Source organism: Desulfatiglans anilini DSM 4660 (assembly GCF_000422285.1).
GTDB classification, from domain to species: Bacteria; Desulfobacterota; DSM-4660; order Desulfatiglandales; family Desulfatiglandaceae; genus Desulfatiglans; species Desulfatiglans anilini.
In genome coordinates, this window is record NZ_KE383814.1 from 98,736 (window position 1) to 114,995 (window position 16,260).

Annotated in this window: 13 protein-coding genes; 4 read left to right on the forward strand and 9 right to left on the reverse strand. The window is 61.7% G+C overall.

Annotated elements, in window-relative coordinates:
• Positions 1–4: 4 nt before the first annotated feature.
• Complete coding sequence (locus H567_RS0121745) at positions 5–1,951, reverse strand: SpoIIE family protein phosphatase (RefSeq protein ID WP_028322998.1); 1,947 nt, start codon at positions 1,949–1,951, stop codon at positions 5–7.
• A complete protein-coding gene (locus H567_RS0121750; protein WP_244155542.1) occupies positions 1,938–2,933 on the reverse strand; it encodes an ABC transporter substrate-binding protein in 996 nt (331 codons plus the stop codon). The genes H567_RS0121745 and H567_RS0121750 overlap by 14 nt, the downstream gene beginning before the upstream one ends.
• Positions 2,934–3,403: 470 nt before the next feature.
• Here H567_RS0121750 and H567_RS0121755 point away from each other — a divergent pair, with 470 nt between their 5' ends.
• The 3 genes from H567_RS0121755 (at position 3,404) to H567_RS0121765 (ending at position 6,819) form a co-directional block, all read left to right on the forward strand.
• A complete protein-coding gene (locus tag H567_RS0121755; RefSeq protein ID WP_161626681.1) occupies positions 3,404–4,201 on the forward strand; it encodes a dihydroorotate dehydrogenase electron transfer subunit in 798 nt (265 codons plus the stop codon).
• Positions 4,191–5,114 carry a dihydroorotate dehydrogenase gene (locus H567_RS0121760; RefSeq protein WP_028323001.1) on the forward strand — a complete coding sequence of 308 codons (924 nt, stop codon included), beginning with the start codon at positions 4,191–4,193 and terminating at the stop codon, positions 5,112–5,114. Before H567_RS0121755 ends, H567_RS0121760 begins: the two co-directional genes overlap by 11 nt.
• Before the next feature lie 268 nt (positions 5,115–5,382).
• Positions 5,383–6,819: an aminopeptidase gene (locus tag H567_RS0121765; protein ID WP_028323002.1), complete on the forward strand. Its 1,437-nt coding sequence runs from the start codon at positions 5,383–5,385 to the stop codon at positions 6,817–6,819.
• Between the two features lie 134 nt (positions 6,820–6,953).
• Here the strand turns inward: H567_RS0121765 and H567_RS26675 are convergent, their stop codons facing one another.
• Complete coding sequence (locus H567_RS26675) at positions 6,954–7,310, reverse strand: hypothetical protein (RefSeq protein WP_051185210.1); 357 nt, start codon at positions 7,308–7,310, stop codon at positions 6,954–6,956.
• A 33-nt stretch (positions 7,311–7,343) separates the two neighbouring features.
• Positions 7,344–7,919, reverse strand: a complete 576-nt coding sequence (locus H567_RS0121775) for a hypothetical protein (RefSeq protein ID WP_028323003.1) — start codon at positions 7,917–7,919, stop codon at positions 7,344–7,346.
• Between the two features lie 527 nt (positions 7,920–8,446).
• Between H567_RS0121775 and H567_RS26680 the strand changes: the two genes are divergently transcribed.
• Positions 8,447–10,213 (forward strand): DEAD/DEAH box helicase, encoded by a 1,767-nt coding sequence (locus H567_RS26680; RefSeq protein WP_084517759.1) that lies wholly within the window; start codon positions 8,447–8,449, stop codon positions 10,211–10,213.
• 281 nt (positions 10,214–10,494) lie between these two features.
• Here H567_RS26680 and H567_RS0121785 read toward each other — a convergent pair whose 3' ends face one another.
• The 5 genes from H567_RS0121785 to H567_RS29735 all read right to left on the reverse strand — a co-directional run bounded on the left by H567_RS0121785 (position 10,495) and on the right by H567_RS29735 (position 16,220).
• Positions 10,495–10,971 (reverse strand): (2Fe-2S)-binding protein, encoded by a 477-nt coding sequence (locus H567_RS0121785; RefSeq protein WP_028323004.1) that lies wholly within the window; start codon positions 10,969–10,971, stop codon positions 10,495–10,497.
• Positions 10,971–11,909, reverse strand: a complete 939-nt coding sequence (locus H567_RS0121790; protein ID WP_161626682.1) for an FAD binding domain-containing protein — start codon at positions 11,907–11,909, stop codon at positions 10,971–10,973. Before H567_RS0121790 ends, H567_RS0121785 begins: the two co-directional genes overlap by 1 nt.
• A 2-nt stretch (positions 11,910–11,911) precedes the next feature.
• The gene (locus tag H567_RS0121795; RefSeq protein WP_028323006.1) at positions 11,912–14,191 is read right to left on the reverse strand and encodes a xanthine dehydrogenase family protein molybdopterin-binding subunit; all 2,280 of its coding nucleotides are present in this window, start codon (positions 14,189–14,191) and stop codon (positions 11,912–11,914) included.
• Positions 14,192–14,369: 178 nt separating this feature from the next.
• On the reverse strand, positions 14,370–14,795 hold the full coding sequence (locus H567_RS0121800; protein WP_028323007.1) for a VOC family protein: 426 nt from the start codon (positions 14,793–14,795) through the stop codon (positions 14,370–14,372).
• A gap of 705 nt (positions 14,796–15,500) precedes the next feature.
• On the reverse strand, positions 15,501–16,220 hold the full coding sequence (locus H567_RS29735) for a cytochrome c3 family protein (RefSeq protein ID WP_051185211.1): 720 nt from the start codon (positions 16,218–16,220) through the stop codon (positions 15,501–15,503).
• Positions 16,221–16,260 lie beyond the last annotated feature (40 nt).

The window sequence follows — 16,260 nt, forward strand, 5'->3', positions numbered from 1 at the left end:
CGGCTCAGGCCTCGCCGTCTGCCCCCTTTTGCCCCAATCCCTTGAAGCGCAGGACGAGGATGGTAATATCGTCGGCCTGGGGGGCCTTCCCGGCGAAGGCGTGCACGCTCGCCATGATCGTCCGGACCATCTGATCGATCGGCATTTCTTCCACTTCCTTCAGTTTCTTTTCGAGGCGCGCCTCCGAATACAGCGTCTCGTTCACGTCCATCGCCTCCGTCACGCCGTCCGTGTAAAGGAACAACATCTCTCCGGGACCCAGCCGGACGCTTTTCGAGCGGAAAACGAAGTCTTCCATGACCCCGAGGGCCATGCCGTTCGTCCCCGGCAACTGCTTGACGGAGCCGTCGCTGCGCAGGACATAGGGCGGGTTATGGCCGCCGTTCGAGTAGGTGACCTCTCCCGTCTCGATGTCCAGGATGCCGAGAAAGAGGGTGACGAACATGAGGGAGGGGTTGTCGAGCGACAGGTCGCGGTTGACCCGTTCCAGCACCACATGGGGGGCGAGCCCCTGGGTGGCCTTCGTTTTGACCAGGGTCTGCGTGATGGCCATGAAGAGGGAAGCCGGCACGCCCTTGCCGCTGACGTCGCCGACGGTGAAACAGAGATGGCGCTCGTCCAGGAAAAAGAAGTCGTACAGATCGCCGCCGACCTCCTTGGCAGGTTCCAGCGCGGCGCAGATCTCGAACTCGCTGTGGTCCGGGAAGGGCGGGAAGACCTTGGGAAGAATGCCCATCTGGATCTCATGGGCGATGCGGAGTTCGCTTTCGATCTTTTCCTTGGCCGCCGTTGTCTCGGTGAGATCCTGGATGTACTGTTTGAGCGCCTGCTGCATGTAGGCGAAGGAGTCGGCCAGATGCCCGACCTCATCGCCTGACCGTTTTTCAGGCAGGGGGGCGTCCAGGTTGCCGCCGGCGATGTCCCGGGCCGCAGATGTGAGGGACCGGAGCGGGCGCGTAATCGAACGGGCGATCCCCGCGATGACGAAAAGGAGCAGCAGAAAGCCCGCCAGGACCAGCGTCCACACCGTGCGGTTCAAGGAAACGATGTCGGCCATCAATTCGTTCTGGGGAAAGAGGACCGCCAGCGACCAGCCGCTGGATGCGAGCGGCGAGTAGCCCATCCAGCAGGCCTTGTTCGTCATGGTGCAGAAGAACGGCGTGTAGCCGGACTGTTCATCGATCATCGACCGTCCGACCTCCCTCAGCGCCGGATCGCTGCGCGCCTCGGCCAGGCTGAAGATGGTTTCGTTCATGATCAGATCGCGGCGCGGGTGGGTCACGAACGTCCCGTTCTTCGAGAGCAGGAAGGCGTAGCCGGTTTCGGCGATCTGGATGCCCCCCACGATCTTCTGCAGCCAGTCGAGGGAGATGTCGGCGGTGACGATGCCCATGATCCGGCGCTTTCCCAGCGCCTCGCGGTAGAAGGGCACGGAGTAGGTGGCCATGATGATGTCCCCCCCCCCCTCGTCGTAGTACGGTTCGCTCCAGATGGGGCGTTGCAGTTCGTGCGGGATCTGATACCAGTCGCTGTGAAAATAATCGGAAGACAGGTATCGGAACACGACTCCGTCGGAGCTTTTGAAGTAGTAGGGGGCGAAGGCGAGGGTGTTCCGGTTGTAGCTGTAAGGTTCGAAGGCGATGGCGGCGCCGTAGATCTCGGGGTTGTTTTCGACCAGGGCCTTCAGGATGTCCATCATCTGGCCGCCGTCGCACGGGGCGCTTTCCAGGAAAAACGCAAGGTTCTGAGGGACTTTTTCCACGGCCGCGAGGACGCGGTCGAGCTGGTTGGTCGTGGCGATCATGAGTTCCGCCGCGTTTTTCTCGATGTTCTTCGCGATCAGCCGGCGGGAGACGCCATAGTTGTACCAGAAGGTCAGGCCGAAGATCACGCAGCAACTGAGCAGGATAAGACAGGCCAGCTTGAAGGCGATTCCTTTATGGCGCGGCATCGGGGGTGCAATCCTTGTGGAAGGAGGTGAATTCGGGGACGGCGTCGATGAAGCCCTCTTTCTGCATCATTTCGGCTACACGCAGATAATCGGCCCTGAGGAGGAGGCCCGTTTCGGACCAGGCGCCGGAGGCGGGCCGCATGAGGTCGCGCATCCGCTCCAGCATCCATTTCTGGTGCACCCGGGTGGCAGGAATGTGGGCTTCCTTCAGGTTCTTCATGACCAGGTCGAGGGTCTCTTCCACGTGGTCGAAGGCATAGAGCCAGCCCTTGATCGACGCCTTCATGAACGCGCAGCAGAGCGCCGGATCCTCCTGCAGGGTGGGCTCCAGGACGTAGATGCCGTCCTCCGGGAAATTCAGTCCGTATTCATGGAAGAAGAAGGGCACGAGTTCGTCGGGATTGAGGCCGGCGTTGATGATCGTGTGGTATTCGTTGTACCACATGGCCGAGGCTGCATCCACGCCATCCCGCAGGAACAGATTCACGGAGTAGGACTGGCGGGTGAATTGGACGTCCAGACCGAGCTTCTTGAAGAGCGCCCGCGGCTGAAGCTGGAAGATCGGCCCCCAGACCCCGACCTTTTTGCCCTGCAGGTCCTGGATAGTCCGGATGCCGCTCGACTTTTTGGCGACCAGCATGAGGGCGGAGCGTTGGACCATCTGGGCGATGTTGACGACGGGGATGCCGCGGTCGCGCATCTCGAGCCCGGTGCAGAGCCAGAGAGTGGCGAACTGCGCCTGCCCGCTGGTGAGGCAATCGGCCGGCGGGTTTGCGGGTCCGCCGGAGATGATGGTGAGATCGATGCCGTGCGCCTGGTAGAAGCCTTTTTCGAGTGCCATGTAGTAGCCGGCGAACTGGGCTTGAGGCACCCACTGCGGGATGAAGGCGGCCTTCTTGAGGGGAGCCGGTTTCCCTGCCCATGCCGGCAGGGCCCAGAGGAGGGCTGCAAGGAGGAGAAACGGCATTTTTCTTCTTCCCATCGGCATCTCGTGCTATGGTGGTTTCCATCGGGAAAGGGGCTTGTCCAGCTGATCCGGGCGTCAATCAGCACGTTCGCTTGCGCGTTGACCTCGTGGTCGCCTGCGCGCAAGCGCTGGATTTCCTTGATATGGGCAACCCGGGACCCACCGCGAAGCAGTGGGGCTGAGCACGCGAAGCATACCAGAATAGGGTTTGATTTCCAAGCAGGTTCCGCTTGTTTCCCTGAAAGGTTCGCCTCGCTGGGGCTGCGGAAAGGATCCTTCCCGGATGACAACCGATGGAAAGAGGGGCTGAAAGGGTCGATGCGAGCGGTTAACCTTGATTTCGGACTACGGCTTTCCCGGCGCGGCATCGAAGCGGTGAAGCAAGGATCGTGATGAGAGGCGAGCGGTGATTCCGACATATCGGCCACAGAAGGGGGGGCTTGCCTTTGAGGCGGGACATGCGGCAGGGCTCTGGGGATGACAAGATGATCGATATGCGGGCGGCCGTTCGTTTCAACGAAGCGGTTGCGAAAGACCTCTTCCTGATGGGCCTCGAGGCCCCGGCGATCCTCCACTCGGCGCGCCCCGGGCAGTTCGTCATGCTCGGCCTCGGTGAGGGGGCTGATCCGCTTCTGCGACGGCCCTTTTCCATCTGCGGGCGTAAGGGTGAGGATACGCTCCTGATCCTCTACCGGATCGTCGGACGCGGGACGGCCCTGCTCGCCCGTCTGGGAGAAGGGGTCGACCTCCCGTGCCTCGGCCCTCTGGGCCGCGGGTTCGACCTGCCGGAGGACGGCGGAACGGTCCTCGCCGTGGCGGGCGGGATCGGGATCGCGCCGCTCGTGAGCCTGATGCAGTCCCGGAGCGGCCGCCCGTGCGAATGTCTGATCGGGTGCAGGACGGCCGCGGAGCTTGTGCCTCTGGATGCCCTTGTGCCGCCCGACAGGGTGATCCGTGTCATCACGGATGACGGGAGCTCCGGCCGAAGGGGGCTGGTCACAGATCTGCTCGAGGAGCGCCTCGGCCGAAAAGAGAAGCCCCCCGGCCTGATCTGCGCCTGCGGGCCGCAGCCGATGCTCCGGGAGGTTGCGCGTCTGGCCGCGCAGGCGCATGTCTCCTGCCAGGTCTCCCTCGAGGCCCGGATGGCCTGCGGTGTGGGCGCCTGCCAGGGGTGCGTCGTAGCGGCGTCCACCGGCGCCGGCGGTGGATATCTGCGGGTTTGCCGGGAGGGGCCTGTTTTCGACGCGGAAGAAGTGGACTGGGGGCGATCGCATGGGCGCTGAACCTGTCGACATGCGGGTTTCGCTGGGCCCGCTGCAGCTCAAGAATCCTGTGGTGGCGGCCTCCGGGACCTATGGCTATGGCGAGGAATACGCGGAACTGGTCGATCCGTCGCTCCTTGGAGGCATCGTGGTCAAGGGGTTGTCTTTGAAGCCGAGGGAGGGCAATCCGCCGCCCCGGATCGTCGAGACGCCCTGCGGCATGCTCAACGCCATCGGGCTCGCGAATTGCGGGCTCGACCGGTTCCTGGCCGAGAAGGTCCCCCTGCTGGACAACCTCGACACGGCGGTCATCGTCAACATCTACGGGCACAGTACGGCGGAATACGGCGACCTGGCGGAGGCCTTGCGGGGGGTTGACGCGGTCGATGCCCTGGAGGTGAACATCAGCTGCCCGAACGTCGAATGCGGCGGCCTGGCCTTCGGCACGGACCCGCTCGCCGCTGCGAGGGTGACCGAGAGCGTTGTGCGCCATGCGGACAAGCCCGTCATCGTCAAGCTTTCACCGAATGTCACCGACATCCGGGTCATCGCCAGGGCGGTCGAGGCAGCGGGGGCCGATGCGCTTTCCCTCATCAACACCCTGACCGGAATGGCGGTGGATGTCGCAAGCCGGCGGCCGCTGCTGGGGAATGTCTCCGGCGGCCTTTCCGGCCCGGCGATCAAGCCTGTCGCGCTGTATATGCTTTATCAGACGGTTCGGGCGGTACATATCCCGGTGATGGGGATGGGCGGCATCATGGGGGCGAGGGATGCACTCGAGTTCTTGATCACTGGGGCAACAGCGCTGCAGGTCGGGACCGCCCATTTCGTCGATCCGAGGGCATCGATCGAGATTGTGGCAGGGATCGAACTCTACTGCCGCGATCACGGGATTCGGAGGGTGGCGGACCTTTCGGGAACCTTGGTTGTCTAAAGCCGTTGATGGTTGCCCTCACGCTGCGCTTCCCGCCTCCTGCAGCGCCTCGAGATGGGGATGGCGGCCAGGTCGCGAGCCTGGAGGGCCATTGGGCAGAGACGATGCGCCCCGCACGCACTTCCCCGCCGGTTGTCCGCGCGGCGGCGGACGGTAAAATTTTAATGCAGTGATGGGGATATATCATGTAAGTCTTTGTTCTGTATAGATATTGTTTAGGGTATGCTTGGGGTGGCCCCCCGGATGACACAGTGAAAGGATAAGAGACATGGAAGAGAAACGGCCTGACAAGGAAGAGATGGCCAGGCTTCAGGACAAGCTTTTCTATAAACCCGCGCTGGTCTGGGACGCCATCGGCTTTGAAGAGCGGGAGGCTGTTTTTCGGTTTGCCGATGCCTACAAGCCCTTTCTGGACGCGTCCAAGACGGAGCGTGAGGCGGTTGAAACCATCCGGCGGCTGGCCCTCGAGAAAGGATTCGCCGAAGCGCCCGGGTCCGGCGGTGGAAAGGCCCCCTTTTTCCGCTCTCACCGAGGGAAGTGGGCGGCGGTTGTGCGGCCTGGAAGCGCTCCTTTGTCGGAGGGCCTGCGTGTGCTCGTCTCGCACATGGATTCGCCGCGGCTGGATCTCAAGCAGCGGCCGGTTTACGAAGAGGCGGACCTGGCCTTCCTGAAGACCCATTACTACGGTGGAATCAAGAAGTACCAGTGGCTGGCGCGGCCCTTGGCGATCCACGGCCGGGTCCTGCGTGCGGACGGTTCCTGGCTTGACCTTGCCGTGGGTGAGAAGCCCGGCGATCCGGTCTTCTCCGTGCTGGATCTTCTGCCGCATCTGGCCGCGAAATCCCAGTACGAGAAGAAGCTCGGCGAGGCGATCGAGGGGGAGAAGCTCAATGTGATGGCGGGTGCTCTGCCGTTGGGGGATGACGAGACGAAGGACCGGTTCAAACTGGCCCTCCTGGCGCATCTCAACGAAACGCTCGGAGTCCTGGAGGAGGATTTTATCAGCGCTGAGATCGAGGTCGTTCCGGCGGGTCCGGCGCGGGATGTCGGCTGGGACCGCGCCATGGTGGGCGCCTATGGACAGGACGACCGGGCCTGCGTCTATACGAGCCTCAGGGCTGTTCTGGACATGGCCCCGAGTGAAAAGAGCGTCCTTGTCCTCTTCGTCGACAAGGAAGAGATCGGCAGCGAGGGCGCGACGAGCGCCAGGTCGAAATTTCTCGAGGCGGTGGTCGGGGACTGCCTCGAGGCGGCCGGGGAAGATGCGACCGCCAGGGCGGTCGGGCGGGTGCTCGCCGCCTCGGAGGCGCTTTCGGCGGATGTAGCGGGCGCATTCGACCCGGACTATCAGGACGTGCACGAGAAGCGAAACGCCGCCCGGCTGGGCTATGGACCCTGTTTCGTCAAATTCACCGGCCACCGGGGGAAGATCGGTGCAAACGATGCCGATGCGGAATACCTGGGCTGGCTGCGGCGCGTCTTCAAACGTGAACGGATCGTGTGGCAGACCGGTGAGTTGGGAAAGGTGGACGAGGGCGGCGGTGGAACGGCCGCCAAATACCTTGCCGTCCATGGCGTAAAAATTGTGGATTGCGGGCCGCCGATCCTGTCGATGCACTCGCCCTTCGAGATCACCCACAAAGGCGACGTGTACATGACCTACCGTGCCTACAGGGCCTTTCTCGAGTGCGGGACAGGGGTCTGAAGGTCATGCGGGCTGGAGGCGTCCGCGCGTGTGCCTGCCTCTGCCGGGAAACGCGGATACACCGCGATTCCGGCAAGGGCCTCTTTCGCACGTCCGTTCAGGCCGTATGGGAGGCAGTCTGGCGGGTGAGGGGATCAGTCACCCCTTTTGTAAAGGGGATCCTGCTCTTCAGCCAGATCCTTTTCAAAATGCCCCAGCGGTCTCCGAAACGTGTATATGGCCGGATCGGCCACGAGATACTGATACGTTTCGTCCGTGTTGCCCCCCCAGGCTGCGAACGGATAGGAAACCACGTAGGCGACGCTTCCGAGGACCGTCCCGACGATGCCGAGCGGTCTGATCAACGCCAGATCGAGCAGCATCTTTTCCGCGGTCTGGGGCTCTACGTAGAACTCGTCCGATTGGGCTGAAAATGCAGTCCCGAGAGTCGTCAGGGTGAGAAAAAAAAGGAGAACGGTCAGGAGAACCCAACGTGTCTTCTTGTGTTTCATGCGACTATCTCCATGTGGATGCCATATCGGCGTTTAGTCTCGATCGCCGCCGGCAAAAAGCCGGCGGAATAGATCCCTGAGCGTGTGAGCGCCCTCCATCCCACGCCTTTCCTCCTTGCCTTTCAATCCAGCGGGCGGCGCAGCATCGGATGCCCACCACTCGACGGCCGCGAAGGCGCAGGAGAGGATCGATTCCAGCGCGGGCATGAGATGCCTTTCAATCAGGAACCTTTCGCGGCCCTTGAGGACCTTGAAATAGAGGTTCACCTCCTCGACATACCAGTCCTCCAGAGGGGCCATGAAATCGAGGGGGACCTTGACGAACAGGTCTATCAGACCGTTGAGCCGCGCCGAAACCGCCTGTTCCGACAGCTGCCCGAACAGGTCTTTGACGGCGCTTCGATCAGCAGGGTTGCTTTCGGTGTCCACGAGAAAGGTGAGCGTCAGGTAACCGCTGCCGTTTTCACGGCAGGAAGCGGATATCTTCAAAATCCCTTGCTTTGGGGCCGGCAGGCGGCCGGAGGAAAGGCTGAAGCCGGCGAAAGCGATCATCCGCTCGTCGGCCTTCAGGGCAAGCGCGCTCTCCCTCAGATCCAAGATGTTCTGCATCCGCTCGTGCCTCTTGTCGTCCAAGTTGCTGCATCGGGCCGGGATGAAAGGCCCTCGACCCCTTCTTGCCCCGCAGTTCGAGGCCTCACGGATTCAGGCGAAGGGGCGGTGTGCATCGTCTCCGGCCGGGGGGCAGAAAAAAGAAGACCATTCAACGATAGACAAAGGGTGGTATCGTGTCAACTGATATCTCCCTCGGAATGCCGTCTGCCTTCGGGTCTTTGACCGCTCCGCAGACCGTGTGCAGTGCGGCGGGAAAAGGAGAGTTCTGTGGGCCCTCCCAAAGCCCTGGAGTCCGCGTGAGTCTGTTCGGCTCAAGAATTCCATCTCCAGGGCCGGGCTCAGCCGGAAACAAAATTGACAAAGGCAGGTAAAGAGGTCTAAACTGCCTTCTGTAATGGGAAAACGAACCAGGGATGTCCGGCTCCTGTAAACGATCCTCATCATCTGTGTGAACCTGCCGGACGGTGCTTCGAATCAGCGTAGGATAAATCCTCAACAACGGCAAGAAAGAGAAAAAGACCTTTATGACCGACGAATTCCTGTCAGATCAGACAATCGCCAGTTCAGAGCCTCAGCGTTTTTTGACCCAGAAGACCTTCGAATCCTTCAATCTGCCGGAAAAGGTATTGGCCGGCATCCGGGATGCCGGCTTCACGCACTGCACGCCCATTCAGGCCCGCGTCCTTCCGGTGGCGCTGGAAGGACGCGACGTGGCCGGCCAGGCCCAGACCGGGACCGGCAAGACGGCTGCTTTCCTGGTGACGATCTTTTCCCGTCTCGATGAGAGCCGCTTTTTGCCGGGCCTGCCATCCGCGCTCATCGTCGCACCCACGCGGGAACTGGCGCTGCAAATCTACAACGAAGCCAAGATGGTCGGAGGTCATACGGGCCTCAAGTTGGCGCTGGTTGTAGGGGGGATCGATTACCAGAAACAGGCCCAGACGCTGAAGGCGGGTGTGGATATCGTGATCTGCACGCCCGGCCGGCTGATCGATTACATGAAGCAGGGCATCTTCAAGCCCGACGCCATCCAGATCGTCGTGGTCGACGAGGCGGACCGGCTGCTCGACCTCGGATTCGCCAAAGACATGCGGTTCATTCTCAAGAAACTCCCCAGCTACGAGAAGCGCCAGTCGCTGCTCTTCTCCGCGACCCTGAGCTTCCGGGTCCTCGAGTTGACTTACGAGTACATGAACCTGCCCGAGTTCATCGACGTCTCGCCGGACGAGGTGACCGTCAAGGGCATCGAACAGGCGTTGATCCACGTCGGCATGGAGGAAAAACTCAAACTTCTTCTGGGGATTCTCAAGCGGGAGGAATGGGAGCGGCTCCTGATCTTCGTCAACACGAAGGCGGAGGTGGAGCGTCTGACCCGCAAGCTCAAGGGCAACGGCTGGCCCGCCCAGGGGATCACGGGGGACGTTCCGCAGAGAACGCGCCTGGCTTTGATGGAGGCCTTCAAGAGCGGCAAGACGAAGATCCTGGTGGCGACGGATGTCGCTTCCCGGGGCATCCATGTCGAGGATATCAGCCACGTGATCAACTACGATCTCCCACAGGATGCCGAAAATTACGTCCATCGGATCGGACGCACCGCACGGGCGGGGAAGACCGGCAAGGCCATCTCCCTGGCCTGCGAGAAGTTCGTCTACCACCTCGAGCCCATCGAAGAGATCCTCGGATACAAGATCCCCGTGCTCTGGCCGGAGGACGACTGGTTTGTCAAAGACGAGGCCGGCCCGGTAAGGATCGAGGGCGGACGGCCCAAACGCCCCCGGAAGGAGAGGCCGAAGCCGGAGAAGCATTCTGAGCCGAAGCCGGAGAAGCGTTCTGAGGCGAAGGCGGAGAAGCGTTCTGAGCCGAAGCCCGAGAAGCGTTCTGAGGCGAAGCCGGAGAAGCGTTCTGAGCCGAAGCCCGAGAAGCGTTCTGAGGCGAAGCCGGAGAAGCGTTCTGAACCGAAGCCAGCCGCCCAGGAGCTGCCCGAAGCAGCGCTGGAAGAGGCTGTCGAGCAGCCTGCGATTCAAGAACCCGCCAAGAAGCCGAGGGCCGCGGCGAAGACCGCGGAAAAACGCAAACCGGCGGCGCGCGGAAAAGGCATTGCCATGTCATCGCAGCCCGGCGGCATCTTCGGACTGGCGCCGTTGTCGTTTCCCGCCTCTGAAGAAGAGGGGGCGAAGCCGGCGGCGGCGAAGAAGCCCAGAAAGAAATCGCGGCGCAAGAGAAAGCCCGCAGCGGAGGGTGAGTCCAAAGCGGAGACCCCCACGACCGCGCCGGCCGAACCCGCGGAATAGGCATCGGGGAAATTTCTAAACGGTGGCGGGTTTCCAGAAGCCCAGGGGACGCACTTCAGCGGATTAAGTTGGGGGATGAGTTCCAGCTTTGGAAGGTTCAGGACGTGCGGGGCATGTTCCTCGCGAGGTTGTCTGCAGGGTGTTTTTGCAGGGCACCCAATAGCGGTAGGTTTCGGAACGCGCAGGCGATGCTCTTTGTGCGGTCTCCACTCGGCCGGAATGCGACCGTACAAAAAACATCCCCTGCGTTTAGGAAGGCTTCAGGACCCGAGAAAGGGGTTTTATGACTCTCCTGACGCCTTTGCGGCCGCCTGGACGGCTTCGACGATCTTCTTGTAGCCGGTGCAGCGGCAGATGTTCGAGGAAACGGTGCGGATCACGTCCTGCCTGGTCGGGGCCTGATTCCGGTCCAGGAGCCCTTTGGCGTTCATGATCATGCCGGAGGTGCAGAAGCCGCACTGGACCGCGCCCTTTTCCATGAAGGCTTCCTGCAGCGGATGGAGTTCTTCTCCCTTTGCAAGCCCTTCGACCGTGGCAACGGATGCGCCCTCGACCTCCGGGGTCAGCACCAGGCAGCTCCGGGTGGGCACACCGTCCATCATGACGGTGCAGGCCCCGCACGATCCCATCCCGCAGGCCTCTTTCGCTCCGGTCAGATCGAGGCGCTCCCTGAGCGTTTCGAGCAGCGTTTCATAAGGCCTCACCTGTGATGTGCAGGTCTCGCCGTTGATCTCGAAGGTTACTTTCCTGGTTTTCATCACTTTCCCTCCTGCACGGTCTTGCTGATGGCCCTTTGCGCAAGGACCCGCACCATTTTCTTGCGATAGGCGGGCGTGAGCACGGCGTTCGCCACCGGTTTCGCGTCCTGGGAGGCCTTGTCCGCAGCCTCTTTGAGGGTTGCCTCCGTGAGGTCTTTCAGGTCGTAGACGAGGGGTTCGAGGCCGATGCCCCCGACCGCGATCTTCCCTTTGCCGCCGAGGACCGAGCACGCCGCCCCGACCAGGGGATAATCGATGGAGCCGCGGACGCGCAGCTTTTCGTAGGCCCCCTGCGACTTCTTGAGCGGGATGTGGACCCCCGTCAGGATCTCCCCGGGCAGCAGGGTGAACGGGTTTTTCCCCTTGCTGCTGAAAAGCTTCTCCAGTTTGATCTTGCGCTCTCCCTGCGGGCCGGTGAGGGCGAGAGCGGCCGAAAGGGTGAGGAGCGGCAGGGCGTTGTCGCTGCAGTAGTTGGAGAAGCACCGCTTTGCCCCGGGGGCGGCGTTGCAGATTTCACCCCCCATCTTGAAGCACAGGCCCCGCGCCGTTCTCCAGGCAAGGGACTGGTTGTAGAAAAGACAGCGCGTGTTCTGCAGGATGTTGCCGCCGATGGTCCCCCGCATCTGAAGGGCCTCGCAGGAGGTCGCCTCGAGCGAGGCCTGGAGCGCCGGGAAGTACTCCTTGACGGTCGCGTCGTTCTTGAGTTCGAAAAGCGTGGTGTTGGCGCCGATCACGAGGGCCCCTCCCTGGCGGGAAATGGTCCTCAGGGCCTCTATGCCCTTCAGATCGATGACGGCCGCCGGCATGGCGAGCCTCGATTTCACCCGCGGGATCAGGTCCGTCCCGCCGGCGAGGTAAGAGGCCTGGCCTTTGAAGCCCTCGAAGAGGGCGATCGCCGCGGTCACGCTGTCCGCCTTCCGGTATTCAAACTTGGGCATGATCATTTCTTTCCCCCCTTTTTGCCTTCGAGGGCGCTCAAGACCCTGTCAGGGGTGAGTGGAAGTTCGCTGAACAGAGCGCCCGTGGCGTTTGCCACGGCCGAGGCGACGGCGCTGTAGGCGTTCATCCGGACAGTGAGGCCGCCCTCCTTGGCGCCGAACGGCCCCTCGGGATCGACGGAGCTGACGATGATCGTCTCGATCTCGGGCATGTCACAGGCGAGGGGGACCTTGTATTCAAGCAGGTCCGGGTTCAGCAGGAACCCCTTGTCGAAAAGGTTTTCTTCCATGATGGCGGCGACTCCCGCCTGCTGGATCGAGCCCTCCATCTGCCCCTCCACGGCCATGGGGTTGATCGGCCGGCCGCAGTCATGCGCGGCCGTGAAGTGCGGGATCGTGATCCGGCCGGTCTCGCGATCGATGCTGACCTCGGCGATCGAGGTGCCGAAGGAGAAGGTCCCCGCCATCTGGCCGCGGGGGCGCGACACCCATTCGCGCTCGAAATCGATCTTCGGGAAATACGTGCCCGTGGCTGCGATCGGGTCTCCGCGGAAGAAGGCCTCCCGCACGACCCAGGAGATGGGCATCTTCGTGGACGGGGTCTTCTTCGAATAGGCCAGGCGGTCTTTGAGGTCGACGTCGTCCTCGGGGATGCCGAGCTTCTCCGCGGCGATGGCGACAAGGCGCCTGCGGGCGTTCTCGCAGGCCACGCGGACGGCATTGGCCCCCACGAAGGCCGCCGCCTGCGAGTAGGCGCCGGGGTCGAGATTGGTCACCTCCGTATCGGCGTTGACGAGGTTGATGTCCTGCATGGGGACTCCGAGGACCTCGGAGGCGACCTGGATGACCATCGACTCGTTCCCCTGCCCGTTGTCGACCAGGCCCGTCACGAGCGTCACCTGCCCGTCATCGTTCAGCTTGACATAACAGGAAGACCCGGATCGGAAGCCCATCGGGAATCCGCACATAATGGCCACGCTGCCCATGCCGATCCCGTTCAGGGCCTTCGGCTTCGCCCACCGCCGCTTGAAGTCGGTGGCCTTGGCTGAAGCCTCGATCGTCTCCTTCAGGCCGCAGCTCGAGATCCGGGATTCGGTGGCGGTCATCTCCCCGGGTTTCAGCCCGTTTTTCAGGCGGATCTCCACGGGGTCCAGGCCGAGCTCCTTCGCCATCAGGTCCATCTGGGCCTCGTTCCCGGCAAGGAACGCCCTCCCGTGGCACCCGTACATGCCCCGGATGCCCTTGTTGGTGAGGACCCGGTAGCCGTTGTAGCGGACGTTCGGGAGGCGGTAGCATTCCTCGTAGACGTAGAAGGGGATCGAGGTGGCGATCGGGCCGGTGGAGCTGTACGCCCCGCCGTCGTATACGACCCGGTAATCCTTCGCCAGGATCGTACCGTCCTTTTTCATGGCGGTCTTGATCGTGGCCTTCATCTCGTGCACCTGGCGGGTGCTGGTGGCGTTTTCCTCGCGCGAGAGGACCAGTTTCACCGGTTTGCCCGTCTTGATGGAGAGGAGGGAAGCGACGAGGTCGCCCGGAGAGACTTCGGACCGGCCGCCGAACGCGCCCCCGGAGTTGATGGGGCGCACCCGCACGCGGTTGAGTGGCATTTTGAGGAGATTCGAGAGGGCCTTGGCCCGTACGTGGGGCCCGGCATTCGGCATCCACAGGTCAAGGAAGCCGTTGCTGTAAGAGGCGACCACCGCATACGGTTCCATCATCGCGTAGGCCTCGCCGCCTGCCCGGAAGGTGTCTTCCCTGACGAGGAAGGCCTCTTCCATAGCCTTGTCTACCTCGCCTACGTCGATGTGGACGTGGATGTTGATGTTGTTCTGGTACGCATCGTGTATTTGGGGCGCACCTTCCTGCATGGCCTCTTCGGGTTCGAAAACGGCCGGGAGTGGCTCGAAGTCGACCTCGATGCGGGAGATGGCCTCGAGGGCGGCCTCTTCATCGACCGCCGCGACCGCCGCGATGTCTTCGCCGATGTACCGCGCCTTGTCCCTTGGCAGCATCGCGTGGTCCTGGGTGTAGCGGAAGACCCCCCACTTGATCCCGTGGGTGTCGAAGCCGCTGACGGCGGCCTTGACCCCTTTGACTTTCAGGGCCCGCGTCAGGTCGATGCCGCGGATCAGGGCATGGGGATAGGGGCTCCGGAGGACCTTGGCGACGAGCATGTTGGGAAACTTCAGGTCCGCGGTGTAGTGCGCCGCTCCGGTGACCTTGGCCAGGGAGTCGCTTCTGACGACCCTTTTGCCGACGACATTCAAATCATTCTTCATAACGTTCCCCTGATGGCTGATGGGTTGATGATGTCAGAGGGTCAGTACAGGCCTGGGCCCGCCGATCGCCGCGCGCGGGGCGGGTGTCCGCATTCATCTCATTCATGTGCTGACAAAAACATCCTTCCTTTCCAAAGAATCTCAGACGGGAGCGAAACAGGGCGCAAACGTCTTCAAGTCACTTGTCGGCTTCCATATCGAAGTCTCCATCCAGCAGCTCTGTCAGGACCCCGTGGAGCTTATTCGGGTGGTGGACAAAGGCATACCGGTTGCCGAGCAGCTCCCGCGGTTTGTCGTCGATCAGCCTCACGTTTTTCTCCTTCAACTCCGCCATGGCCTTCGGCAGGTCATCGACCTTGTAGGATATCAGGAAGAAACCCTCCCCCTGCCGGTCGATGAATTTCGCCACCTCGCCGTCCGGTGCAGTCGATTCCATGAACTCCACCGCAACCTCGCCGATGTAATACCGCGCAACCTTGATCTTTTCGGACTCCGCAACGTACTCGCAGGCGGGCGTCAACCCGAAATCATCCTGGTAAATCCTCTTTACATCATCCAGATCCTTCACGGCAAAACAGATGTGGTCGATCTTCTCAATTTTCATAAACGCCTCGTGGGTGTAAATGTTGTCATCAGCTGACGCTTTGCTGCGAAATAGAAGCGGCGCACGTTGAAAGACTGCAAGCTTGCGGTCTGCTCTCAAGCGGTCTGGATATGCAGCCGCAACTGCAGTCGACCAATAGGAGCCTGATTAGCAGTGCACATCCATCCTGAAAGGGTTTCCCGGTGCAACCCCGTTTCCAATCCGGAAATGCGGATGGCCCGTCAACACGTTTTGCTGCCTACAAGCCGCCGGGAGGTTGAGTCTTGTTCGAGTCATGATAAGAGCCAGCCATCATAACGGCGTGTCGAGCGAGCATCGGTGTGTGCTTTGCGTCGAACAAAGGAGCCGTGGATAACTGTACATCCCATGTTATCCCGTTGGTTTAGAAACGCTTGAACGGGCGACAGTATACCAGATGCATCGAAAAATAAAAGATGAAAATACACGTCTTGAAAAGCTTTTTCTACTGGTTTCTTCCTTGATATGTTTGTTTTATACAGACAATAAACGGCCCTTTGCCTCTTTTCGATTATTCATGCGGTGAATTCTTGCGTGTCGTAGATGAATAGAGGATGCGATTTGCCTGTTCGCTCAGTGCAGACGACATTACAGCGGCATGCTTCCGGTCTTTATCGTGCAGGAGATGCTTCTGAATCCCGGGCCGCCGCTCCTCATTCGGAGGGCCGGCCCGGGCGATCAGCCGGGCTAGTTTTTCTGATGGCACTGGTTGCACAGCACGGGAGCGTCTTTCGTGCCGGTCTCCTTGTTGTGCGCGGCGTGGCAGGTGCGGCAGTTCTTGTGCATAGCGCGCTGGTATTCGTCCTCGTCTTCCGGGGCGGCGGGGACGGGGTGGCATTCGGCGCATTTCTGAACCGGGTCGCCAACGGCGAGATTCGCCAACGGTTCTCCGTTTTCATCGTGATGGCATTCACCGCATCCGATCTGGTACTCGTTGACGTGAACCCCGTGCGAAAAGGGCACAGGCCCTTTCTTGTGCTCTGGGTAGGATGCATGGTAGATCGTGATCATCTTCAGATCTTCCGGGAAGTCCGCGGCGGGGGGTGCCGCTTTTTCCCCGGGGGCTTCACTGTCTGGAGCTTTGCCTCTCACGGTCGCATCTTCGGCGGCTCGCTCCTCCGCTTCCTCCGGGGCGCCAGGCTGAGCAGAGGGCGCCTCGTCCTCCGCTGTCCGCGCAGGACCTTCCTCGGGCGCCGCCTCGGTCGACGGGGCCGTTTCTTCGGGCTCCCCTGTCTCCTCGGCCGGGGAGGCGTCAGGCCTTCCGCCCGTCACGGCCGCCGGGGGCGCTTCCTGCGCTTTTTCAGATGGTTTCGGTTCCTGAGAATCCTGGCCGCATGCCCCTGCAGAGAGAGCAAAAACGATGCTTACGAGAAGCCTTGCGGCGATCTGCGACAATGACCATTTCATCTTGAAACTCCTTTTCGGCTGAGGGTTTTCGAAAACGTTC